Genomic DNA, 22,922 nt, shown 5'->3' with positions numbered 1-22,922 from the left:
ATACTTACTTAAATTTTAATACTCTGACGGCAAAATCCTAGCATTGGAAAGAGTTAGTGTCTTGCTGACCCGCCAAAGCTTGATCTGGCTTGTCTCGCTATTTTGTCGTCATCTAGTAGTACTGATAGTAGTTACTTAACTTAAGTCACTCTGTCGGGATTTTGTCCAGTGGGTGTATTGGCTCCCACCATTGACGTTGGGCTATTGCCTAGCACCGATGACTTGCTCAGCAAGCAAGGTTTTTCCTAAATTTAAGCGGGATATAGTCTGGTTTTCACGCTCTTCCGGACTCTTCGGTCTGTTCTAAATCTCTATCAATCATCCCAGGACTTGGGCAACAGTTTCCTAGTGGTCGTCAGTGATACCCTGCTTAGATCGGGCTGACTCAGGCAGCTTATTAAGTACAGAGATTAGATTCATGCGTTCAATATAGGGCCAACCACCCTTTTCTTCAATATCCTTTAGAAAATCATATAGTTTCTGGCGAGTATCCGGCAATGAGGCTTGAAATAACCCGTCTCGAATCTCGCCATGGACTTCCTCTAAACCCCTGAGTATAGCCAACAGCGCTAAGTTATCATCTTGGTAATTCTTTGCCAAAGAACGAAGATCAGCGCTAATCTCTAGTAATTTAGCCTGTAATTGCTCTGAATCCAAATCTTTATCCCGATCCATTCCATCAAATAACTGTCGCAGTAAAGGCGGCTCTTCCCGTGTACAATGCTCTAAAGAACAGCTGAGGCTCACGGAATCGGTGCCATTTTTGCATGCCCTATGCCCAAATGGCAGTAGTTCAACCAAATAACAAGCTTCCCGATAGTTTGTGTGTAGCCCGACTTATAACATGGGTGTGGTGTGAATTGTGGATCATACTGGTCAATGCCTAGAGGGCAGCAGCTGTTTAACTCCTATGGCACCAGCAACCCAATTCCAGAACCAACCTAACATACATTTTTAGATCTGATTATTGACGATTGAGATTGACTATGAAGTATCGTGCTTTGATTTGTGCCTTCCTCGCGTTATGTCTGGGGGTCTTTACAGCTTCCTGTTCTCCAGATGTAGCCAGCTTGGAAAGTATCGAAGGACTTACCTATGACCAGATTAAAAACACTGGTTTAGCCAATAACTGTCCACAGCTGTCAGAAATGACTCGGGGTGCTATTCCTGTAGACCCTGACCAGTCCTATGAGATTGTCGATATATGCGTACAGCCAACCAACTTCTTTGTCAAGGAAGAAGGAACTAAGCGCAAAGAGGCAGAATATCTTCCCGGCAAATTATTGACCCGTTATACCTCTAGCCTGGTTCAAGTGCGAGGAGACTTAGTTTTTCAAGAAGATGGTAGTCTGAAGTTTTTGGAAAAGGATGGTATAGATTTCCAACCCATCACTATTCAGTTGCCTGGAGGTGAGCAAGTCCCATTCCTGTTTACCATTAAAAAATTGGTTGCCACAACTGAGCCTGGTTTGGAGAGCATCAATGCTTCCACCGACTTTGTTGGTGATTTCTACGTCCCCTCTTATCGGGGTGCTGTTTTCCTAGATCCCAAAGGTCGAGGTCTGGCTAGTGGTTATGATAATTCGGTTGCTCTGCCATCTCAAGCGGATAGCCAAGAGTTTGCCAATGTTAAGAGCGCAGATGTGGGAGAAGGCACCATTGAGCTGCGCATAGCTCAAGTAGATAGCGAGAGTGGCGAAATTGCTGGTACATTCATAAGTGAACAACCCTCAGATACTGACTTAGGTGCTGATGAGCCAGAAGAAGTGAAAGTTCAGGGAATATTTTACGGTCGCATTCAACCAAAACAAGCATAGCTGACCTTGGTTTGAGTCTTGGAAGCCACTGACTCCCAGCATGGGAAATTGGCAAAAACGTTAATTGCTAAGGGGCGTATGCCCCTTTTTTGATCGGAATGTGGCGTTTTCGTTATCCTGTATGTATTATTAATAAACTTTCATCGTTTCTAATTCGGGATTCGGGTGAAATTACTGTTTTAATAAACTTAATGGTAAATCTACAATTAAAGCAATAACACTATGACCAGGGCGGTGCTTTTGGAGATTAATAAACTAAATTAACTAAATCACCTATGTTATCAAACAAAACTTTAGCATAAACCCACGCCAATAAAACTGAACCCCTTGATCGAAAAGGAATGCAACATAAGATCTTCCGGGGATTGGATCCGGGAAATCGTCAATCGGGAATCCGACAACCATTACCAATTCAACCTGACCCATTAGCAAAAGGGAGTAAAAATTTGTTGCAGCCATCCAGGATAATTGGCACGAGTTAGCGGTCTCATAGCCGATTGTGATCTAATTGTGATCTACTTGTAATCTACCACCTTCAACTTTGTTATGGCGACTAACCTTAACCATAAACTTAAGTATCAAAGCTTAACATTATTACAAAAGTACCAGCAATATCCTGACCCTGAACTTCGCAATCAGCTAGTTGCTCTCAATTTAGGACTAGTGAGGAGAGAAGCTCATCATTGGGTCAAGCAGTGTAATGAAAGCTACGAAGACTTACTTCAGGTTGGCTGTATTGGCTTAATTGTTGCCATAGAACGATTTGATTCCACCAAGGGCATAGCATTTAGTTCCTTCGCTATCCCCTACATTCGTGGTGAAATTCAGCACTATTTACGAGATCGGGGTTATTCAATTCGCATTCCTCGACGCTGGCTAGCCCTACGGCAAAAATCTGTGGAAATTACTCAAAATTTACGAGCAACGTTAAACCGGCAACCGACAGAAGAAGAAATAGCAGCAGCATTAAACATTTCCCTAGAAGAATGGCAAGAAATTACCCTAGCTCATCAAAATCGGGAACCTCTGAGCTTAGATACACCAGTGGGAGATTCAGAGGACAGAAACACCAGCTTGGGTGAGTTAGTGCCAGATCCTCGCTATCGCAGTTTTCAGCTGGCACAGGAAGACCAAATCCGCATTCAACAAGCCCTAGCTCATTTGGAAAAGCGCACTCGTGAAGTGCTGGAATTTGTTTTTTTACATGACTTGACCCAAAAAGAGGTAGCACAGCGCTTAGACATCAGTGTAGTAACGGTATCCCGCCGCGTTAAAAAAGGCTTGGAAGCTTTGCAAAAGTTAATGACACCGACACAAGATTAAGATTAATTTTCACTACATACATTATTATAAATATAATATAAAATTATCTAGAATCCTATACAGCTGGCAAAGTAACTGGACTCTAGTTGAGGTGCTTTTGGATAAAATAAGCTGACCACTGACGGCTGTTCGCATTCGCGCAGCGTAGCCTTTGGCCAAGGGTGAGCCTTTGGCAAAAGGCTGACGGCTGACCTGCCCACAGCCTTTTGCTTAGAGTCTCCAGTTTTGGAAATTTGCCAAAAAAATCCTATCTTCAAAGAAGTTGGTGCCACAGATCGATAACTTCAAGGGTATGCTCGGATAAAGCGTTATTTTTAGGTGGTCATGGGTAAAGTATCATGCATCGTATGGGTGAGTGTGCTGGCTCTGCTTATAGGAGGCTGTCAACCGGGGAGAAAGGCTGATCAAGTGGAGCCGACTACCCCTAAACCTACTCCGGTGGCTTCCCCGGATAGCACCAAACCTTCTCCTCCTGTAGCTGAATTTGCTCCTAAATCCCCGGAAAAACCGGAGCAGGAAAAGGTAATACCAATACCACCGTTGATCACAACCTTGCCAAGCAATGAAGTAAGAAATCGGATTGATAAGGGACGTCTTGACCCGTTTGCAGCAATTTCAGTGCAACCAGAGGTGGAGATTTTGCCCAATCCTGGCAGACCAAGTAGTTCCCCTACGAGGGTACAGCCTCTGATTCCTACACCACCAAGACCGGCTTGGCGTCCGCGTCCTGGGACAGGAAGTAGTGTAGCAGTAAAACCCACCAGCCCCTCAAGAGCTAGCAGGCCGACCAGCCCTTCAAGAGCTAGCAGGCCGACCAGCCCTTCAAGAGCTAGCAAGCCCGACCGTAAGGCTCCAAGCTCATCAATCCCTAGAAAGTCTCCTGGCTCATCAAGAGGAAATGTTTTGCCACGGCCCCAGAAAACTCAGCCTACACAGACGAGCAAAGCTAAGCCTGGTTCAAAACCAGACAATAGCTCTGTTGTCAAGGATGGTATCCCCCCTATCCCTCCTGAATTTGATCTGCAACTGCCAATCCTACCAGAACCAGAACTGGCATATAAGATCAGTGTCACAGGGGTAGTTGACAATGGTAGGGGTGTCTATTACGCTATCCTAGATGTCCCTAATGAGCCTAGTCGTAGCGTTCAAGCTGGACAGTTTCTATTAGGTGGACAAGTGCTAGTCAAGCGGATTGAAATGTATAGAGGCTTAGATCCAGTGGTGATTCTGGAAGAAAACGGTGTTGAAGTCTCTAGACGAGTTGGAGAAACCTCAACATCAGCTTCTTGAGGTAACCTTAGGGCACGGTGTTAGGTGTTAGGTAAGCATTCAGCTATCAGCCGTCAGCCATCAGCCATTCCCGTACCGTGGCCCAAAAGCCTTTGGCCTTGGCTGACGCTACTAATTGTGCTGATTTTATGAAAAAGTATTAGTAGCGTACGCTATGGGCATAAACTGTTGCAGTAGCGTTGCCACAGACCTTTGGCTGATAGCTGATACGCGACACGCTGATAGCTAAAGGTGTTAGAAATTGGGTTAATGGTTCTGCTACTTAATCCCTAATACAAGGTACCCTAGGATCATGGAGCAGTGTAAACTATTGCGTTATCAAATTAGTTGTCCTGGTTTACCCTTGGCAGTATATCGAGAGGTAGCTGCCCATTTACGGCAAGTGACAGGGGTAGACGCTGATTTACTACCCCAAACATCCCAGCAGTTTGATTACAATCAGAGCCAAGTTGGTGGATTGTGGATTGAGTATGCCGAGACTGCTGATAAATTAGAAACAGAACGGGTCAAGCAAATTTTGTCCTATTATCAAAATCGCTATGGTGCCTGGGAAGAAGACACTTCCGATGGTGGACAGCAGCTCACATGATGGGGAAGCAAAAGGTTAATGGGTTTAATCCAGGCTTTACGAGGAACACGGGATATCCTGCCAGACGAAGTGGGATATTGGCAGCAAGTAGAAGCGATCGCACAACAGATTCTCAATAGAGCGGCTTATCGAGAAATTCGTCCTCCCATTTTTGAGCGCACTGAACTGTTTGAACGGGGGATTGGGGAAGCTACTGATGTGGTGGGGAAGGAAATGTATACCTTCAACGACCGGGCAACCCCTCCTCGTTCGGTGACACTACGTCCAGAAGGGACAGCGGGAGTAGTGCGAGCTTATATTCAAAATAGCCTCTATGCTGCTGGTGGAGTACAACGGCTCTGGTATACCGGTCCGATGTTTCGCTATGAAAATCCCCAAGCTGGACGACAGCGACAGTTTCATCAATTGGGGGTAGAGGTGATTGGTTCTCGTGATCCGAGGGCAGATGCAGAAGTAATTGCGATCGCAATCGATATCCTAAATACCTTGGGTCTAGTTAACCTGAAACTTGACCTGAATTCTGTCGGTAGTACCGAAGACCGTCAACAGTATCGACAGGCTCTGGTAGATTACCTCACTCCTTACAAAGATGAGTTGGACGAAGATTCTCAAGACCGTTTAACTCGCAATCCCCTCAGGATTTTAGATAGTAAAGACAAACGTACTCAAGAGATTGCTCAGGATGCTCCGAGCATTTTAGACTACCTCAGTTCAGAGTCCCAAAGTCATTTTGATCAGGTAAAGCAGTTGTTGCAGGATAATGGGATTAGTTACCAGCTCAATCCTCGCTTGGTGCGGGGGTTGGATTACTACACCCACACTGCCTTTGAAATTATCTCTGATGACTTAGGCGCTCAAGCAACAGTTTGTGGTGGTGGTCGCTATGACGGATTAGTCCATGAATTGGGGGGAAATAAAACTCCAGCCGTTGGTTGGGCCATTGGTTTGGAGCGTTTAGTGATTTTGCTGCAACAACTGCAAGCATCACCAACCCTAGCGCTAGATTTTTATCTAGTATCCAGAGGTGAAGTAGCTCAAGCTCAAGGGTTGAAACTGGCTCAACAACTGCGCCAAGCTGGGTTGGCTGTAGAACTGGACTTGAGTGGAAGTGCTTTTGGTAAACAGTTTAAGCGAGCTGACCGCAGTGGTGCGGTGGCTTGTTTAGTGATCGGAGATGCTGAAGCTCAGAGCAACACAGTGAATTTGAAATGGCTGGCCTCTGGGGAACAAGAAACTATGACCCAAGCTGATTTATTGGATAAAACTGACCAGTTAAAAGGGCAGATAGAACAATTGCGTTGAGTGTTGAGTGTTGAGTGTTGAGTTGCTTAGGGTGCGTTAGGGGGGCCTTCATATTTCGCCTCGTAGCCAGGGTTAGGTTGTTGCCCGTAACGCACCTTCGTATGGGTAGGGTGTGTTAGGGGGGCCTTGATATTTGGCCTCGTAGCCAGGGTGAGGTTGTTGCCCGTAACGCACCACTGCTGGGTCAAACTGTTAGGAGATGCACCCTTGACTATTCAGTGTTAACACTCAATAACCTCCTATTATTTCGTAGTTAAATATCAATGGTTTGAGATAAGTCTGGGTATGCTTAGGTTATAAAGAAATGGGTTATCATCCTGAGGATGCTGCGCTACCATTTCACCTATAGAGTTCCCCAGCTGCTGCTATGCTACCAATACCTGATTACTTAATTGCCCTGACTGTAGTACTGGTGGTAATCCCATCAGTATTCGTAATTTTACTACGTTTTGCTCTCCATACCCATCTTTTATCCCTAGGGAAGCGAGTAAGAAGACTAATCCATGGACAGCCTCGTGGGAAAAAACCCAGAATTGTAGAGGAGCTAGAAAGACGGTTCTCAGATGCTAGCCGACATTTAGAGCAGGTCAATACAGGCGCATTAATTGACCAAGCCTACAGCCACGAGAAAGTTGTTGGCATCTCTTGTGACCAAATTGATTACATTGGTCGGATTATGCCTAGCTTACTGTTATCCTTTGGCTTACTAGGTACCTTTATCGGCATCACCATCAATTTGTTAGCACTGAGTCAAACAATCAGTCAGTCTGATGCTACCGATATCAATACTTTAGTTAACCAATTACAGCAACCCCTAGAAGGGATGGGGATTGCTTTTACCACTAGCTTAACTGCGATCTTTTTTAGTGCTGTCTTAACCGTAGTTAATGTCGCCTTCAATACAGGGCTAGCCAAAAATAATCTAATTAGTTACTTAGAAGACTACTTGGATAATATTTATCAGCCGACTTTAGTAGGGCAAACACGCCTGGATGTATTGGTTCAGGGGATGTCCAATATCTTTGACAACTTTTTGGCGAAATTTGGTCAGACTGTTCGAGAAGCAGTGGAATCCTCACTACGAGAAAAAGTTCAAGAAATTGCTGATGCTAACACTCAAGTGCTTAAAATAGCAGAAAATTCTTACAATAGATTCTTCCAAGCTGCTAGTACTATCGCCAGAAGTGCTGAGGAATTTCAGTTAGCTGCTGCTCAATTTACCCAAGTGGCTCAAACCTTCGAGCATAGCCAGTTTCCTCAAAAATTATCTAAGGCTACAGTAGATTTAACTAGAACCCAAAGCAGTTTCTCTGAGTCAGCCAGTATGCTATCCCAATCAGTCCAAGCTATGGGAGTAGCAATGGCTGAACTTCAACTTCATGGGGTTAAGTTGGTAAAATTGGCAGAAGAAATCAGTGCCCTCAGACAATCTTCTATAGATGTAGTGAAGCAGCATCATCACAGTCAACAAGCCTTAGGGAAGATTATCCCCCAACTTCAGCAAGGAGCACAGGGATTTCAGTCAGCGATCGCTAGGCTTGATCAATTAGAGCAACGGATTGTTTCTCGAAGCGATAGCTTGAGTGACGTTCAGGCTGAATTGGCTAAGTTAGTGTCAAATGTGAAAAGCTATACCGAAGGAGTAAGTCTGGGCATTCAGGCTTTAGGCGATCGCCTTGATCAAAGTCTTACTCAGCAAGCTAATACTGACCAGCATAATTATGAAATTATGCGACACAATCTTGAAAAAGTTGTCAATCATCTCAATAACACTAATCAGGAAATTGCTAAGATTAGCAAAAAAATGATTGAGTCCAATCAAGTCGATGGTTCAACTCGCATAACCCAAGATATGACTGTAGGAGAGCTAGTCAGGCGTTTGAGCAGTGAACGATAAACCTGGCAAATGACAAATAATCACGTAAGCTATCAGCTATCAGCTATCAGCTTTGTGGCACAGGCTTCGACGCTGGAACCTAACTCAAATTAAACGAATGCTTAGCTCTTTTCTTGATGCAAAGCGCGAGTGGGTAGGGGCTGCATCGCTTATTCAAAAGCACCATTAGTAGCGTGCGCTATGGGCATAAGCTGACGGCTGACGGCTGACGGCTGAATACTTACATAATAACTATAAAATTGACAGGAAATTGATAAAATGCGTCGTTCACGAAATAATGATTGGAATGAAGAGATAAATCTCTGGCCAGCCTTTACAGACTTAATGTCTAATGCCTTCATGATCCTGATCTTATTTTTGTTGCTGTCTATTTTGAAGTCTGTGCTGGCACAAACTGCCTTGGAATCAACCATTGATGATCTCACCAGAAGTGAAGATGAAGTGGTGCAATTAGCAAGGGAGAATGCGGAATTACGAGCTAAGGCAGTTCGGGTTGATCAACTTGAGCGTGGCGTAGCGATTTGGAGAGCTAGGGCAAAGCGCTCAACTGACCGCCAAAAGGCACTAGAACAGCAGGTTAGGGCTTTGCAGGTACAGATTGCTGCAGCACCAAAACCACCAGATACACCTCCAATTATTGTAATCAAAGATCAGGGGGCTTACCGATTTGATTCCGGCAGTGCGGAAATTCCCTCAGCGATGAAAGACTATATTCGGCAGCAAATTGTCCCTGCGATTGAAAGCAATGCCAAGGACTATGAAATTAATGTAGTAGAACTGATTGGTCACACCGATGGTCAACCTAATCTTGGTGCTGGCAATATCGACCAGACCATTGGGAATGTAGTTAATAAAAATTCCTCTATCAGTCAACTTAGACCAGGATCTAATGCTGATTTAGGACTGATGCGAGCTTTGGCAGTTGTGCAATTACTCCGTGAGATTCAATCTAAGGAAGGGCGGCTGAAGGGGTTGCAATTTCGGGCTTATTCTGCAGCCCAGTTAATTTTACCTAATGGAAAAATTGCTCCGATTAGTTTAAAGGATGATCAAACTAGGCGCAGGATTGAAATTCGCTTTACTCGTCTCGGTAAGGTAACAAATGTTCAATAGCTGAAGAGGACATAATCTCGCTAATCTGGTAAGGAAAGATGCGTCAGCTGTTAGCCGTCAGCTGTCAGCCCTCAGCTGTCAGCTGAATGGTTACAAAGATGGTAGTCAGGAAGTTTGCGATCGCAAACTCCATGATTAGGCTTTCTATGGTGAACAAGGAATAATCGCCATGACCTATGTCGTAGATAAACAAACAGACCAACGGCTAGTCCACTCCGGGGTAAGTTGGCATAACTTCAAATCAATTCAAGCGGGGTTCGTCAACTCCCCAGGAATTCGACTGTTCTACTACAGGGGTGAGGTAGAAATATTGGCAGTTTCCCAAGACCATGAAGTCTTCAGTGGTGTCATAGCACTGTTGCTGGGTACTTATTTTGTTGAAAAACAAATTGAGTTCACTCCAACCGGTAGCTTTACCCAAGAGAAGGAAGGGGAAGCATCTGCACAAGCAGACCAATCTTACCTAATTGGTAGAGCGTCAGGAGTGATTGCAGACCTCTCTATTGAAGTTGTCTTTACCAGTGGTAATCAGAGCAAACTAAGTCGTTACCAATCATTAGGAGTACCCGAAGTTTGGTTTTGGGAGGATGGTGTATTTGCTTTGTATCACTTGCGCTTTGATGGTTACGAAAAAATTTCCCAGAGTGAAGTCTTGCCAGATTTGGATATTGACTTATTGTCTCGGTGTCTGATGATGGCTTCCAAAGTTGAAGCTATTAGGCACTTCAGACAAGCTATCTCTGAGGCTTAGAAAAATCCTTAAGATTAGTCGAGTAGGGTGCCTTAGGGGAGCCTTCATGTTCCTCCTCGTAGCCAGAATTGGGACAGCCCGCCCCGTTCCACCCACGGGCAAGATGCCCGTTCCACCCACCGGATCAAACAGCATGCATTGAGATTTACCCCCTACGGTTTTATAGCATTTGTATTTGAGATGTAAACTGAAAATGTCTTTTTTGAGTTTCCTATAAAACTCTGGAGCTCTTTTCCCTGTTGCTTTTTGCCTCTTGCTTCTTGTCTTTTTCGACAATCTATAATTTTACAACTCGTTTGAAAACGCTATTATCTATTTTAATTCAGCAATGCCTTAAATTTATACCCAATAAATATTAAGTAATTTTAAGTTTTTTAAAAACATCTTATTCTTATTGATTATTAAGAATAATCAATAAGAATAAGATGTTATAAAATTAGTTAACAAGAGATAAGGAGGAATCACGATGTTAAATAAATTAAGCATTTTATCTGTTGCAACTATTGTAAGTATGACCCTAAACCAAGGATTAGCTAATGCAATAAGCGCAAATGGAGGTAGTACAGGTTGGCATTCCGTTAGTAGTGGGAGTGAGACAAGCTGTAACAAGAAAGGTATAGAAAAAATGAATATTCTTGTAAATGGAGGAGAAATCGAAAAAACTGAATTTCACCCATGGCGCTATAAAAGAGGAAATAACGTTATTTTTAATCTTGTATGTGCTCCCAAAGGTGATTATGTCAGGGTAGATGTTATTTGTGTGAATCCTTGTGACCGGAACACTTATCGTATTCGCACTGTAATAGATGAACTGATGAATTGGTAAATTCTAGCTTTCGAATCAGCAACACTTTAGGCAGGCGATCTCTGAGGCTTAGAAGAATCCTTAACGTCAGCATTCAGCGGTCAGCGGTCAGTCGTCAGCCCTGAGCCATTCCCGTAACATGGGTACAAGCCTTCGGTTCATAGCTGATAGCTGATAGCTGAATGCTTACTTCTTAAGATTAGCCCTAAAATTTAGTATCAACAAGCACATCTTAAAGGTTAATTTTGTGGTATTGCTTTCTTATCCCCTTAAACAGAGTAGATGTCAGTCACTCTGTCGAATCCGGTGGTTGACAAATCCCGAGGGTGGGGATAAGCAAAATACTCGACTTAAAGTGTAAGCTAATTGGAAAAGCAATCAAGTCCATTAGCAGGTCTTTGGGTCATAGATATCGACAATGGCTAAGAAGTACTGGGAATTTCTACTACAGAAAGAGGGGGAGCGCTCCTGGAAGCCAATCAAGTCTTCTGAGATGGAGATAGAATCCGGTCGGTATCGGATAGTGGCTCGTTCCAACCGGCCCAATACTGATGTAGAAATTTGCGTCAGCTATGATAGCACAGAGCAAGTGCCACCCAAACGCAAGTCCCAGAAACGATGGCGTCGCACCAACTCAGAAGGGTTAATGGTGGTTATTCCTTTCACCAAGCTTAAACCTGGTCTGTGGAAGTTACGTTGCAGTAACGATATCATGGACGATTTTCTGGGTGAGTCCTGGCGAAAATCTTTAGCGCTACAAGTCATACCCAAAGTCAAAGATGTAGAGACACCCCCGAAAACCTCTGTATCCTCATCAGTAGCAGAATCCACGCCAGTAGAATCTACCCCAGTAGAATCTACCCCAGTAGAATCCACCCCAGTAGAAGCCACCCCAGTAGAAGTCACCGAAACTGATACTCAGCCGCCTCAACTAGACAATTCCCTGAGTACACCTGAGCTAGCTGTTGATTCTCCCTCCACCAATACTATTGCTAATGACCTGAAAGTAACAGATGCTAGCTCAGATGCTAGATCAGAATTATCTAACCCTCAGGAGTACGAGAGTCAGATAACACCACCAGAGCAACAACCCATAACCATTGCTGCACCAGAGTTACCTGTTGACCAAGCCCAAGCACCAATTGGGGTTAGCCCAGAGGAATCTAGTCCTAGCCCAGAGACAGTTTTGGAAGAGGTAGAAGAGGTTTACCCAGAGGCACCGGTTAATTCTGAGACCAACCAACAACTAACAGCAACTATCTCGGAAGACTTACCACTCCAATCGACTGTTGAGAATTCCATCATGGAGGAATCTCTGGAAACTTTGGAGCAACTACTACAACAGGTGCTTCAGCCAGTATTGGATGAGTTGGAAGATAGGGAATCTGAAGATAACCAACAGCTAAGAAAAACCTCTGATTCAGATTGGGTTTCAGATACAGATGTTAATCAGTACGGTTTAACCCTAAGACTAGATAAGGAAATTTTCCTGGCAAAGCGAGGAGAGTCGTTGACTATCAAAGGAGCATTGGTAGTAGATAATGATAAAATTAATAATAATGGTGATAGTATAACAGTTAGTGTTTTAGATAGTGTTTTAGAAAACTTATTCCCTGCTACTCTACGCTATCAATTGCGGTTTCCTCAAACAGGAAAACGTTTGTTAGATATTGAGTACTCACTATCTCAAGAGGAGTTATTTTTAGGATTTAGCCATAGTCTAGATATTCCGACGGATTGCCAAAGTGGTCTAATTTTAGGAAAAATCACCCTTTATAATTCACAGTCAACTCCTTTAGCAACTCAACAATTTACTGTTACAGCTAATGTAGAGGATTTATTAGAAGTAATTGTGCCAGGGAATCAGGGGATGCCCATGGAAACCATGGTAGTACTTGCTAATCGCATCGCTCAATCTGCCAAACCTGATCAACCTGATCAAGACCTTCTATTATTAGATGAATACCCCTTAGAGGAGACTACGCTGGATCTGGTTGAGCTACCCCAAAACCATCCATCTCTGTTCTTGCAACCTATCTCTGGACGGTCTTTACCACCAAAACTTTACCAGCATCAGCCGAGTGACATAACTGTTAAATCCCTCGAATTGCCCAATTTGCCTACAATGCAGTCGGTGGCTGACCCTGAGGCAAAGCACGAAGATGTCCAAGATCAGTCTAAAGGATCTGATTCCGTTTCCCTAGATGATCAAGAATCCTCGACTACAGCCAATCCAGAACTAAATAATCGAGAGCAAGATACTGGGTCAGAGTTACAGCCTCAAGACACAGTAGTTCAAGACACAGTAGTTCAAGACACAGTAGTTCAAGACACATTAGTTCAAGACACATTAGTTCAAGACACAGTAGAACAGTCCAAAGATAGTACTAAAAATACTACTGAAGATAGTAACTTAGAGATAAATTCTGAGGTCTCATCTAATTCTAATGATGCTTCTGAAGTGCTGATTAATTCCCTAACGGAATCTGAGGCAATCCAAACTATTGAGATTAGTGAGATTGATCAATCTCAGACAGATGTTCAGTTAGAGGATTCAGAATCCCTTGATACCCAGTTCAAGAATTCCAAGCTAAACCAATTATTGAATACTACTCGGTGGGAGACTCCAGATTCTGTACAAGATCCTGAGTCAATCGCTTTAGAAGATGCTTTCCGAGCCTTAAACATGGAAGAGCGTTTTTGGTCACGGTTGAGTGCTTTAGCGGAAGATGATGAATTGATGGAATTGCTGAGGTTAGAATTATCCCCAGAGAGTAATCCTGCTGGGCAAGATCACTCAGCAGTGGAAGATGAACAGAGGAATCAAACGGCTAGCAACCAAGAAGAGGTTAGGGAATTTCCAGAAAAGGTCTTGGAGTCAATGACAGAATCTGAGGATTTGTCGCTAGTTAGTTCAGAATTAGCAATGCCAAAGACACCCCCTAGAGTTGGTATTACTAGTCACGATTGGAGCACTCAGGAAATTGTAGTAGACGATATAGAAATAGCCCCACAAGCTACAAAAGCTACTGCAACTAAGCAACATGACGTTAAGGCGAAACTGGAGAATCTTTCATCCCTAGAGTTGGATGCGACCTTAACAGCACCCACTTTATCAATACCGACTACTAGGGAGTTGGTTGCTGGAGAAAAGGTAATGGTTACCATAAAACTTCCTCCTAGTCAATCTCGTCTATGTATTAAATTGTGGGTTAAAGACGTGCAAACTCGCTCTCTGCTCCAGGAAACCCGTTCTATTATAGATTTACTCCCCAATGCGGCTGGGGAGCTGGAGGCAATGACTCAATTAGTTATACCCGAAGGCACGACTCAAATCAGAATTGAAGCGATCGCAATTAATTTGGAGAACCAGCAGGAGAGTCACAAGGCGGAGTTGGAGTGTGTAGTTGTTCCTACTGATTTATCGAGTACGGTTGAAGGATGAAGTATTTTACATAGCATTTCTCAATTGGTTGAGGTACAACTTCCTAAGTTTTAGGAAGCAGGGAGCAGGGAGCAGGGAATAGGGAAAAAATCCTGTGTACCTCATAAGTATGAAAAACGCTAGACTGAGGCAATACCGTTTTGTTCCATATAATTCAGTAACCAGTTTGCTGCGGTAGCTCGGCGAGTTTGTCGAGGACCAAATTCCCCGATTTTGTAACCTTTGAAACCTAATTTTTCTTTCAATAGCTGTTTATTTTCTTTGGGTATTGAACGGGTTAGTTTTACCGTAGCAGGGCGGCTTTCTAGGAAATTGGGTGGCTCGGGATAGTCTTCTTGCCATTCAGGATTAACCTCAGTTATATCCCACTGCCCGGTAGTTGAGTTATAACGATAACCTAGATAGTACCAGAGTAGTTTATTAACGGTATCGTCATCAATTTCTTCGTTTAAAATTGACCAAATTGTATTAGTATTGAGTGGCGGTAGTTCAAACATAGTTTAAATTCTAAATTAGAAATTATCAAGGATTAAGTAGACTTCTTCACTTCTCACCTGGTACCTCTGGCGGAATAATGGTAATGGTTGGGGATTGAAGCTGTATGGCTATGAAAATTATAAAGCAGCCGCTGCGGTGGCAGGTGGGATTGGTTTTCTTGGCTGGTGTGTTGGCGATTTCGACATCAGCTATTTTTGTGCGATTAGCGATCGCATCGGCTGGGGTGAGTGGGGTAGGGTTTAGCCTGTTCGTGGCTGGGTCTCGCCTTACTATTGCGTCTATGCTACTGTTACCAGCTTGGCGCAATTTCAGGCAAGCTCAGCTAGGTCCAGGTGCATTACTCTATGCCAGTGGGGCTGGTATTTGTTTAGCGCTACACTTTGTGACTTGGATTACTTCCTTGTCTTTTACTTCCATTGCGGCATCTACTACCTTAGTTACCACAACTCCGATTTGGGTTGCTCTAGTTTCTTGGCTGTGGTTCAAGGAAAAACTAACTAGGCTGACGGTTTTGGGGATTGGTGTAGCCTTTGTAGGTGCTGTGCTGATTAGTTTGGGGGATGGGGGTGCTATTAGTGGTGGGAGTAATCCTCTGTTGGGGAATTCTCTAGCATTGATGGCAGCAGTGATAGCAAGTTTGTATGTACTTTGGGGACGTGAAGCACAGCAGCGGGGTTTGAGTATCGGTAGCTATAGTGCTGTCGCCTACAGTATGGGGGCTTTGGTGTTGTTACTGTTATCCTTACTCTGGGGTGTCAGTTATCTCAATTATCCGGTAGGAGTTTACCTCTACATCTTGTTATTGGCACTTTTCCCCCAAATGGTGGGACATACCAGTTTTAACTGGTTGGTACGCTGGATTAATCCTACCCTGGTGACCCTGGCTATTTTGTTTGAACCGGTTGGTGCTTGTTTTTTGGGCTATCTGATTTTTCAGGAAGTGCCGGGGGTATTGGTCTTGGTAGGTGCCGTGGTATTGTTAGTTGGGGTTGCAGTGGCAGTTTATGGAGCGAATGTGAAAATAGGTTGAAGGTTAATCGGTTGAAGGTTACTGGCGCACGGAATAAGAATATAATGATTTATTTGCAGCGAGTGGTTTTAAACTCGAACAACTCGTTTATACTGATAAAATGAGAAAAGTCCAACAGTGCTCGAGTTTAGCCTTCAATAAAGATTTTTTTGACCTCAACTATTAGGTTTTACACCTCAACTTTCAGGTAGAAAACGTAGTAGTGTTAAAAAATTAGTTAATTGACTACAGTCTGCCAAAAGTAGGAGAAGCAAAAAAGAAATGAAAAAAATGATCAAAACTTGTTTTGTAACGTTATTAACCTGTATGCTAGTGCTAACAATCAATGGGATGAATGCCCTGGCGAGTAGTGAAACTGAGATGGAAATATGTGACTTAACTCTACATTCATTTTGTGACCGTGATCTGTTGCCGACGCAATATGTGGAACTTATTGCTCCCCCTAACCATATCTCATTTCTTCTTTTGAAAAATGATGCTCCAGGAGATAGAAACGGTCAAATAGAAAATGATGATGATTATGTTACTTACAGCGCTAGGGAAATAACAACTTACTTAGCCACGTTTTCCAATAGTGAAGACATCACAAAAAGGCTGAAAATATCCAACACTGACGCTATAACAGAGTCTCCGCAGCATTGGACATTTTATCATAGACCTGCACAAGTGGTCAAATTGGTTAACGTATTTGCTGCCAATAAAAATTAATAAATTCGGGAGCATACTATTTTGGGAAATATCTCTTATTCTATAGGCATTAACATCACGTTAATACAGCTTAATGTGGTATGTTTATTCCAAATTTGGATGCTCCCAGAAAGTCTGTAATGACTCATAAAGCTTGAAAAATAAATTGTTTTCGGCCTATTTATTACATCTTTATAAGTCTGACAAAATCTGGCAAAGTGGTATAGCAGAAGTCAAAAGTCAGAAGTCAGAAGTCAGAAGTCAAACTCTTGCGCTTACAAAGGGTGTGAGACTTTTGTCATGTCCTAACTGCCCTGTCTTGATGCAGTCGCTCATGGTTTGAAGTTACCGTAAGACAGTTGAGCCTTAATCAATAAGTTTTAACCCTTTTTTGCATAACCTACCAACCATAAAGGCTCAACGTAATCAGGTTTCGTCTCCGGGGGAAACCACGGCAGTCGCTCATGGGGGGGACCCCCAAGACCGCGCTGCCTCCCCAAGACCGCGCTGCATCGCTGGCGACTGCTATATTTTAAAAATATACTTAGTAATGTAAAAAATAAGTCGTCATAACAAGTAATTTAAATATGATTAGCTAGAAAGGGGGATTAAGTTAAAAGCCAATTATTTTTCATTTTCCGTTTCCCCAATGAATAGTAAACTACTTCAACAAGTCCGGGTTTTAGACCCAGTTTCTGGAATTGACCAAGTCGCTGATGTGCTGATTACTGATGGTGTAATCACGGCAGTAGAAACTCACATCAAGGAAATCTCTGGCGATACAGTGGTGCAAGATTGTCAGGGACACATTTTAGGACCAGGACTAGTAGACCTCTACAGCCATTCTGGTGCACCAGGACATGAGCAACGGGAAACCTGGTCTTCACTACTGGCAGCAGCGGCAAATGGAGGCTTTACTCGCTTAGCCATTTTGCCTGACACTAAACCCCCCCTAGACAATTCTGCTGTTTTAGCACAACGGCAAGAACTCCAAAACTCTCCCTATCTAAGCCTCCCCCCTTGCTCACCTCAACTCTATCACTGGGGTGCCTTCACCATCGGGTTAGAAGGACAGCAAATGACTGAATTAGCTGAACTAGCTTTAGGGGGAGTAGTGGGCTTTACCGATGAAGGTCCTTTATGTAATTTAGCACTAGTTCGACGGTTGTTGGAATACCTACAATCCTTGGGTAAACCAGTGGCACTTTGGGCTTGTGACCCTAAGTTGGCAAATGGGGGAGTGATGCGAGAAGGTATCCAGTCAATTGCTTTGGGTTTGCCAGGGAATCCTGCGATCGCAGAATCATCCGCTATCGCTGCCTTATTAGAAGTGGTAGCAACCACTGGCACGCCAGTCCATCTCATGCGTATCTCCACCAGTCGTGCTGTCCAATTGATTGAATCAGCCAAAGCAGCGGGGTTGCCAGTAACAGCCAGTACCACTTGGATGCATCTATTGCTCAATACGGAAGACTTATGCAGTTACAACTCCAATTTGCGCTTGGAACCGCCGTTGGGAAACCCAGTTGACCAAGCCGCACTGATCCGAGGTGTTCGGGAGGGGATTATTGATGCGATCGCAATTGACCACGCTCCCTACACTTATGAAGAAAAAACCGTTGCCTTTGCTGAAGCACCACCAGGAGTGATTGGTTTAGAGCTAGCCCTACCCCTGCTCTGGCATACTCTAGTCGAGACAGGGGATTGGTCAGCTTTAGAACTTTGGAAAAGTCTTAGCACAAATCCTGCTATTTGTCTACAGCAAGACCCCCCTAGCACTGCTACTGGTCAATCCGCTGAGTTAGTCTTATTCAATCCTCAATCCCCTTGGATTGTTCACCAAAAAAACCTCAAATCCCTTTCTAGTAATACCCCCTGGCTAGGGCAAGAATTAATTGGTCGTGTCGTGCAAACTTGGTGTCCAGCGAGCGAAGCGAGTGTAAAATATAAATAATGAAGTACTTAGACTTCATAAGTCAGTTGACTGATTTAATCCTTCAGGATAAATCGGATTTGGTTTCAATTTCCCCATTCGATTTAACGGCCAAAACCGCACTACAGCACGACCGATAATTTTGTCACGAGGGACAAAGCCCCAGTGGTGAGAGTCGTAACTATTGTTACGGTTATCTCCCAGTACTAGGTATTGGTCTGGTGGTACTGTTTGTGGTCCAAAATCGTACTGTGGTGCTTCTTCGATATACTTTTCCTCTATTTCTTTATCATTGATATAAACTCGCCCATTTTTCACCAAAACCTTGTCACCGGGTAAACCAATTACACGCTTGATAAAAGCATCTTTAAAGTTTTGCTCTTTCAGCCTTTCAGTGGGAGCAAATACCACAATTTCTCCTCGTTGTGGGTCTTGGAAAAAGCGATAACTTATCTTATCAATAATCAAGCGGTCGTTAATCTGTAGTGTCGGTAGCATCGATCCCGATGGGATGTATCGCGCTTCAGCCACAAACGTGCGAATCCCAAAGGCAAGAACAGCACTCAAGCTAATCGTTTTGATTCCTTCTACCCAAGCATTGTCTTTAGAAGGCTGTGTAGGTTTTTTTTCTGGTCTTTTATCTGGTACACGACTCATATCCATTCAACTACTACCGATACACAAGTTTGAGGAAATTTAAACAAATAGCTGATTGGGAAATTATCAGCAAGTTTAACAGCAAATTTAACAGCAAATTTAAACCTCTGGGGTTTTCTAGCTAGATCTTAAAAATTTAAAGTTAGTAGGGGAGCCTAAATCAAGATTATGTAAAGTTTTGTGAATAAAGTCAATTTGGCAGGACAACCCTGTTTGTTTGTGCCATGGTGGTAGGTTAGCTGCGGTTGTCTGTATTTAGCTATATATCAGGTTTGTATCTACTGTATCTACCTAGACACCGAGCAGGGAAACTGTCAAATTCTAACATCCTCCTATGTTGTCTGACTTTTGCTTGTTTATCCGCCATGCTCGTATTCTATTGCCCTCTGGTGAATTTTTACTGGGGGATATCCACACCTGCGGTCGAAGGATTGTTCAGGTTGCCCCAGAAATCCCAGTGCCAACGGACGTTACGGCATATAAAGAAATAGACGCTCAAGGCTTAACTTTGTTGCCAGGGGTAATTGATCCCCAAGTCCATTTTCGGGAACCAGGTCTAGAACATAAAGAAGACTTATTTACTGCCAGTTGTGCCTGTGCCAAGGGTGGAGTGACGTCCTTTTTAGAGATGCCGAATACTCGTCCTCCGACGACGACCCAAGCCCCACTGGATGACAAGCTCAAGCGAGCGGCAGATAAGTGTTTAGTTAATTATGGCTTTTTTATCGGTGCAACACCAGCAAATCAGCCAGATTTGCACAATGCCCAGCCGACTTGTGGGATTAAGATATTCATGGGTTCAGCTCATGGTGCACTATTGGTAGATCATGAAGCAGTGATAGAACCAATTTTTGCTCAAGGTTTTAGCGAAGGTTCTCGGAAGTACAATCGCTTAATTGCAGTACACGCTGAAGACCAAGCTAGAATTAATCAGCGGCGTAAGGAATTTGCTGGAATTACTGACCCTGCTGTTCACTCTAAGATTCAGGACAATCAAGCTGCCCTTAATGCCACCAAGTTAGCCCTGAAGTTGTCTAAAAAATATCAGCGGCGCTTGCATATTTTGCACCTATCCACAGCGGAAGAAGCTGAATTGCTTAGGGAAGACAAACCTAGCTGGGTGACGGCGGAAGTCACTCCCCAGCACTTATTACTAAATACCGATGCCTATGCAGAGATTGGTACCCTGGCACAGATGAATCCGCCTTTGCGCTCCTGCCACGACAACGAAGTTCTTTGGCAAGCTCTACTCGATGGCGTGATCGATTTTATCGCTACAGACCATGCTCCTCATACCTTGGAGGAAAAAGCCAAAGGGTACCCCCACACTCCTTCGGGAATGCCTGGAGTAGAAACATCTCTGCCACTGATGCTGACTCAAGCCATAGAGGGACGGTGTAGTGTGGCTCAAGTATCTGACTGGATGTCTACAGCAGTTGCTAAGGCTTATGGAATTCCCAACAAAGGTGCGATCGCTCCTGGCTATGATGCGGATTTGGTACTGGTAGATTTGGAAAATTACCACCCAGTGTTACGGGAAGAACTTTTAACAAAATGCGGCTGGAGTCCTTTTGAAGGTTGGAACTTAACCGGATGGCCAGTGATGACCATTGTTGGTGGTCAAGTAGTCTACGACAGAGGAAAATTGAACACAGATGTGCGAGGTGAAGCTTTAACTTTTACCAGTTAAACACTATCGGATTTAACTATAGGATTTAATAATAGGATTGAATAGGTAGTGGGAAAAAATTAAAGTTGACTGTTGATATCAAGAAATAGGGAACTTCGGATCAGGAAACAGAAAGGGGTTGAGTAACTCTAATCAAGTTAACAACACAGTTAACGGAATTTATGTCCAGGTACTTAACCTTGGCCTTTCGGCCACGCGATCGCGTTCAACCTTTCTAACCTTAGACCTTAAACCTTCTAACTTATCAAACAGGCAACCTCAATCCCACTAACCTTTAACCTACTCTACACTCGACGCCAAGGGCGAACAACCAGATAACCTATCCAACAGCCAACCTAAATCAAACTGACCGTTACAGGTGAATTGAGCCTGACGTCCACCGTCCTGGGAATAGGTTAGTGTCAGATGTAGATAACTGGGTGGCAAATAGTGTAGGCGCTCAGCCCACTCGATGGCCACAATTCCTGGGGCAACTTCAATTCCCTCCCAGTAGTTTTCTGGGTTTAATGACTCTACTTCTGAGGTAGATAAGCGGTACAAATCGAGGTGATACAGGGGGAGACGTCCCTCTGTGTACTCGTTGATCAGAGTAAAGGTGGGACTGACAATGGCATCAGTAATGCCTATTCCCTCACCAATACCCTGAACTAGGGTTGTTTTGCCAGCCCCTAAGTCTCCCTCCAGCAAAATGATGCTACTAGCTGGGAGAGACTTCCCCAATTCCACACCTAGCGATCGCGTTGCTTCAGCATCAGCTAGAAAAATTTTGGTCATTAGTTATTAGCAATAGAGTACCTCGAATAATGGTTATTCTGAGTTAACATCTCAGCTTTTATTTTCCTTTAAAAATTTTCATCGCACTCACCTTATCTAAGCATGCGCTCGACTATACCATCGTAATAAAACCCTTGCCAGCCTTTCTGAATTGTGCCGCACTAAATTAGTTTCCTCATCTTCATACATTACATTGGTCACTACAATCCGACGCCCTAATTTAGAAGTTTCTTCTCGATCTAGAAATACTGGATGAGACTTAACTTGAGCATACTTAATCAGTGAGCCAGCTGAGGGGTATTTTCGATTCACCAGTATCGCGTTAAATAGCCTTTTACCACAGGCTTCATCAATAGCTTTGATATGATCAGAGACACTATATCCATCAGTTTCCCCTGGCTGGGTCATGATATTACAAACGTAGATGCGGGGTATCAAGCGAGCTGCGATCGCATCGGTAATTTCTGGCACCAACAGATTGGGAATAATGCTGGTATAGAGGCTACCGGGTCCTATTATAATATAATCTGCTTCCTGAATTGCCTTGAGTGCTGCTGGTAAAGCAGGTGGATGTTCGGGAGTACAACCAATTTTTTTGATCACTCCCCGAGCATCAGTAATATTAGACTCTCCTTCAATCCGACGTCCATCAGCTAATTCAGCCCAAAGGCTGACATCAGTTAGGGTAGCTGGCAACACTCTTCCTCGCACTGCTAATACCTGAGAACTAGCAGCAACAGCTTGTTCTAGATCCCCAGTAATATCACTCATTGCGGTCAGGAAAAGGTTTCCAAAACTGTGACCGACTAAACCACTACCAGCTCGAAAACGGTATTCAAACAGTTCGGTTAACAACTTTTCTTGGTCTGCCAGTGCCGTTAAACAGTGACGAATATCCCCCGGTGGTAGCACTCCAATTTCCCGTCGCAGCCGTCCACTGGAACCGCCATCATCAGCTACCGTAACAATAGCAGTGATATTAGCACTATAAACCTTTAGTCCTCTAAGTAAGCTAGAAAGACCAGTGCCACCCCCAATGACTACAATTTTCGGTCCCCGGTTTAACCGACGATGATCCATCAGCACATCAATCAGTTTTCGATCGTGGTCGGGTTTTAAAACTTCCGTAATTGATCCTACCGTCCGGGTTTGCCCCCAGAAGATGAAAACCAGACCCAAGATCAGCGCAATTGGACCAGACACATGGTTAGGAATAATGGTGGTAATTTTCTCTAAAACTTGGGCTGTGAATTTAATGATGTAAAAAACTGGGGTCAGCTTTACCCAAATCGCTAATCCCAAACTTGTTAGCACTACACCA

The 22,922-nt window shown here is 43.7% G+C and carries 22 protein-coding genes; 16 read left to right on the top strand and 6 right to left on the bottom strand.

Annotated elements, in window-relative coordinates; translation table 11 throughout:
- Positions 1 to 345: 345 nt before the first annotated feature.
- Complete coding sequence (locus F6K64_RS04325; protein ID WP_229414579.1) at positions 346 to 801, bottom strand: hypothetical protein; 456 nt, start codon at positions 799 to 801, stop codon at positions 346 to 348.
- A 185-nt stretch (positions 802 to 986) separates the two neighbouring features.
- On the opposite strand from F6K64_RS04325, the gene F6K64_RS04320 reads away from it, so the two are divergent.
- The 3 genes from F6K64_RS04320 (at position 987) to F6K64_RS04310 (ending at position 3,140) form a co-directional block, all read left to right on the top strand.
- Positions 987 to 1,817 carry a photosystem II manganese-stabilizing polypeptide gene (locus F6K64_RS04320; RefSeq protein ID WP_008186133.1) on the top strand — a complete coding sequence of 277 codons (831 nt, stop codon included), beginning with the start codon at positions 987 to 989 and terminating at the stop codon, positions 1,815 to 1,817.
- A 341-nt stretch (positions 1,818 to 2,158) separates the two neighbouring features.
- Positions 2,159 to 2,299: a hypothetical protein gene (locus F6K64_RS04315; RefSeq protein WP_154659842.1), complete on the top strand. Its 141-nt coding sequence runs from the start codon at positions 2,159 to 2,161 to the stop codon at positions 2,297 to 2,299.
- 64 nt (positions 2,300 to 2,363) lie between these two features.
- On the top strand, positions 2,364 to 3,140 hold the full coding sequence (locus tag F6K64_RS04310) for an RNA polymerase sigma factor SigF (RefSeq protein WP_008186130.1): 777 nt from the start codon (positions 2,364 to 2,366) through the stop codon (positions 3,138 to 3,140).
- A gap of 47 nt (positions 3,141 to 3,187) precedes the next feature.
- Here F6K64_RS04310 and F6K64_RS04305 read toward each other — a convergent pair whose 3' ends face one another.
- On the bottom strand, positions 3,188 to 3,412 hold the full coding sequence (locus F6K64_RS04305; RefSeq protein WP_131826839.1) for a hypothetical protein: 225 nt from the start codon (positions 3,410 to 3,412) through the stop codon (positions 3,188 to 3,190).
- A gap of 52 nt (positions 3,413 to 3,464) precedes the next feature.
- Between F6K64_RS04305 and F6K64_RS04300 the strand changes: the two genes are divergently transcribed.
- From F6K64_RS04300 to F6K64_RS04265, 8 genes are all read left to right on the top strand, one after another.
- Positions 3,465 to 4,430, top strand: coding sequence for a hypothetical protein (locus F6K64_RS04300; RefSeq protein ID WP_287264923.1), 966 nt, complete (start codon positions 3,465 to 3,467; stop codon positions 4,428 to 4,430).
- Between the two features lie 292 nt (positions 4,431 to 4,722).
- Positions 4,723 to 5,019: a hypothetical protein gene (locus F6K64_RS04295; protein WP_008186125.1), complete on the top strand. Its 297-nt coding sequence runs from the start codon at positions 4,723 to 4,725 to the stop codon at positions 5,017 to 5,019.
- Positions 5,020 to 5,037: 18 nt separating this feature from the next.
- Positions 5,038 to 6,321 (top strand): histidine--tRNA ligase, encoded by a 1,284-nt coding sequence (gene hisS, locus F6K64_RS04290; RefSeq protein ID WP_008186123.1) that lies wholly within the window; start codon positions 5,038 to 5,040, stop codon positions 6,319 to 6,321.
- 367 nt (positions 6,322 to 6,688) lie between these two features.
- Complete coding sequence (locus tag F6K64_RS04285; protein ID WP_008186121.1) at positions 6,689 to 8,218, top strand: hypothetical protein; 1,530 nt, start codon at positions 6,689 to 6,691, stop codon at positions 8,216 to 8,218.
- A gap of 258 nt (positions 8,219 to 8,476) precedes the next feature.
- Complete coding sequence (locus F6K64_RS04280) at positions 8,477 to 9,331, top strand: OmpA family protein (RefSeq protein ID WP_008186118.1); 855 nt, start codon at positions 8,477 to 8,479, stop codon at positions 9,329 to 9,331.
- 169 nt (positions 9,332 to 9,500) lie between these two features.
- A complete protein-coding gene (locus tag F6K64_RS04275) occupies positions 9,501 to 10,082 on the top strand; it encodes a Uma2 family endonuclease (RefSeq protein ID WP_008186117.1) in 582 nt (193 codons plus the stop codon).
- A gap of 466 nt (positions 10,083 to 10,548) precedes the next feature.
- Entirely contained in the window at positions 10,549 to 10,908 is a 360-nt protein-coding gene (locus F6K64_RS04270) for a hypothetical protein (RefSeq protein ID WP_008186115.1), read from the top strand.
- Positions 10,909 to 11,305: 397 nt separating this feature from the next.
- Positions 11,306 to 14,332 (top strand): hypothetical protein, encoded by a 3,027-nt coding sequence (locus F6K64_RS04265; protein WP_008186113.1) that lies wholly within the window; start codon positions 11,306 to 11,308, stop codon positions 14,330 to 14,332.
- Between the two features lie 119 nt (positions 14,333 to 14,451).
- On the opposite strand, the gene F6K64_RS04260 is transcribed toward F6K64_RS04265, so the two are convergent.
- Positions 14,452 to 14,829 carry a DUF1823 family protein gene (locus F6K64_RS04260; protein ID WP_008186111.1) on the bottom strand — a complete coding sequence of 126 codons (378 nt, stop codon included), beginning with the start codon at positions 14,827 to 14,829 and terminating at the stop codon, positions 14,452 to 14,454.
- A gap of 104 nt (positions 14,830 to 14,933) precedes the next feature.
- On the opposite strand from F6K64_RS04260, the gene F6K64_RS04255 reads away from it, so the two are divergent.
- From F6K64_RS04255 to F6K64_RS04245, 3 genes are all read left to right on the top strand, one after another.
- Positions 14,934 to 15,860, top strand: coding sequence for a DMT family transporter (locus F6K64_RS04255; protein WP_008186110.1), 927 nt, complete (start codon positions 14,934 to 14,936; stop codon positions 15,858 to 15,860).
- A 261-nt stretch (positions 15,861 to 16,121) separates the two neighbouring features.
- Positions 16,122 to 16,568 carry a hypothetical protein gene (locus F6K64_RS04250; protein ID WP_008186108.1) on the top strand — a complete coding sequence of 149 codons (447 nt, stop codon included), beginning with the start codon at positions 16,122 to 16,124 and terminating at the stop codon, positions 16,566 to 16,568.
- 628 nt (positions 16,569 to 17,196) lie between these two features.
- A complete protein-coding gene (locus F6K64_RS04245) occupies positions 17,197 to 18,501 on the top strand; it encodes a dihydroorotase (RefSeq protein WP_008186106.1) in 1,305 nt (434 codons plus the stop codon).
- A gap of 15 nt (positions 18,502 to 18,516) precedes the next feature.
- Here the strand turns inward: F6K64_RS04245 and lepB are convergent, their stop codons facing one another.
- The gene (gene lepB / locus F6K64_RS04240; RefSeq protein WP_044493708.1) at positions 18,517 to 19,137 is read right to left on the bottom strand and encodes a signal peptidase I; all 621 of its coding nucleotides are present in this window, start codon (positions 19,135 to 19,137) and stop codon (positions 18,517 to 18,519) included.
- A 334-nt stretch (positions 19,138 to 19,471) separates the two neighbouring features.
- Here lepB and F6K64_RS04235 point away from each other — a divergent pair, with 334 nt between their 5' ends.
- Positions 19,472 to 20,827, top strand: a complete 1,356-nt coding sequence (locus F6K64_RS04235; RefSeq protein ID WP_008186102.1) for a dihydroorotase — start codon at positions 19,472 to 19,474, stop codon at positions 20,825 to 20,827.
- A 118-nt stretch (positions 20,828 to 20,945) separates the two neighbouring features.
- On the top strand, positions 20,946 to 21,098 hold the full coding sequence (locus F6K64_RS04230) for a hypothetical protein (protein ID WP_154659841.1): 153 nt from the start codon (positions 20,946 to 20,948) through the stop codon (positions 21,096 to 21,098).
- An 8-nt stretch (positions 21,099 to 21,106) separates the two neighbouring features.
- Here the strand turns inward: F6K64_RS04230 and F6K64_RS04225 are convergent, their stop codons facing one another.
- Complete coding sequence (locus F6K64_RS04225) at positions 21,107 to 21,601, bottom strand: bifunctional alanine racemase/tRNA (adenosine(37)-N6)-threonylcarbamoyltransferase complex ATPase subunit type 1 TsaE (RefSeq protein WP_008186100.1); 495 nt, start codon at positions 21,599 to 21,601, stop codon at positions 21,107 to 21,109.
- Positions 21,602 to 21,697: 96 nt separating this feature from the next.
- The coding region (locus tag F6K64_RS04220; protein WP_287264921.1) for a gluconeogenesis factor YvcK family protein at positions 21,698 to 22,922 on the bottom strand (1,225 nt) is incomplete at its 5' end.

It is taken from the genome of Moorena sp. SIO3A2 (genome assembly GCF_010672265.1).
In the GTDB taxonomy this organism is placed as follows: Bacteria; Cyanobacteriota; Cyanobacteriia; order Cyanobacteriales; family Coleofasciculaceae; genus Moorena; species Moorena producens.
This window is presented reverse-complemented; position numbering and strand designations above follow the sequence as displayed.

Coding starts and splice junctions, on each gene's coding strand:
- F6K64_RS04320 (WP_008186133.1), top strand. CDS start 987: ATGAAGTATCGTGCTTTGATTTGTGCCTTCCTCGCGTTATGTCTGGGG.
- F6K64_RS04315 (WP_154659842.1), top strand. CDS start 2,159: ATGCAACATAAGATCTTCCGGGGATTGGATCCGGGAAATCGTCAATCG.
- F6K64_RS04310 (WP_008186130.1), top strand. CDS start 2,364: ATGGCGACTAACCTTAACCATAAACTTAAGTATCAAAGCTTAACATTA.
- F6K64_RS04300 (WP_287264923.1), top strand. CDS start 3,465: ATGGGTAAAGTATCATGCATCGTATGGGTGAGTGTGCTGGCTCTGCTT.
- F6K64_RS04295 (WP_008186125.1), top strand. CDS start 4,723: ATGGAGCAGTGTAAACTATTGCGTTATCAAATTAGTTGTCCTGGTTTA.
- hisS (WP_008186123.1), top strand. CDS start 5,038: ATGGGTTTAATCCAGGCTTTACGAGGAACACGGGATATCCTGCCAGAC.
- F6K64_RS04285 (WP_008186121.1), top strand. CDS start 6,689: ATGCTACCAATACCTGATTACTTAATTGCCCTGACTGTAGTACTGGTG.
- F6K64_RS04280 (WP_008186118.1), top strand. CDS start 8,477: ATGCGTCGTTCACGAAATAATGATTGGAATGAAGAGATAAATCTCTGG.
- F6K64_RS04275 (WP_008186117.1), top strand. CDS start 9,501: ATGACCTATGTCGTAGATAAACAAACAGACCAACGGCTAGTCCACTCC.
- F6K64_RS04270 (WP_008186115.1), top strand. CDS start 10,549: ATGTTAAATAAATTAAGCATTTTATCTGTTGCAACTATTGTAAGTATG.
- F6K64_RS04265 (WP_008186113.1), top strand. CDS start 11,306: ATGGCTAAGAAGTACTGGGAATTTCTACTACAGAAAGAGGGGGAGCGC.
- F6K64_RS04260 (WP_008186111.1), bottom strand. CDS start 14,829: ATGTTTGAACTACCGCCACTCAATACTAATACAATTTGGTCAATTTTA.
- F6K64_RS04255 (WP_008186110.1), top strand. CDS start 14,934: ATGGCTATGAAAATTATAAAGCAGCCGCTGCGGTGGCAGGTGGGATTG.
- F6K64_RS04250 (WP_008186108.1), top strand. CDS start 16,122: ATGAAAAAAATGATCAAAACTTGTTTTGTAACGTTATTAACCTGTATG.
- F6K64_RS04245 (WP_008186106.1), top strand. CDS start 17,197: ATGAATAGTAAACTACTTCAACAAGTCCGGGTTTTAGACCCAGTTTCT.
- lepB (WP_044493708.1), bottom strand. CDS start 19,137: ATGAGTCGTGTACCAGATAAAAGACCAGAAAAAAAACCTACACAGCCT.
- F6K64_RS04235 (WP_008186102.1), top strand. CDS start 19,472: ATGTTGTCTGACTTTTGCTTGTTTATCCGCCATGCTCGTATTCTATTG.
- F6K64_RS04225 (WP_008186100.1), bottom strand. CDS start 21,601: ATGACCAAAATTTTTCTAGCTGATGCTGAAGCAACGCGATCGCTAGGT.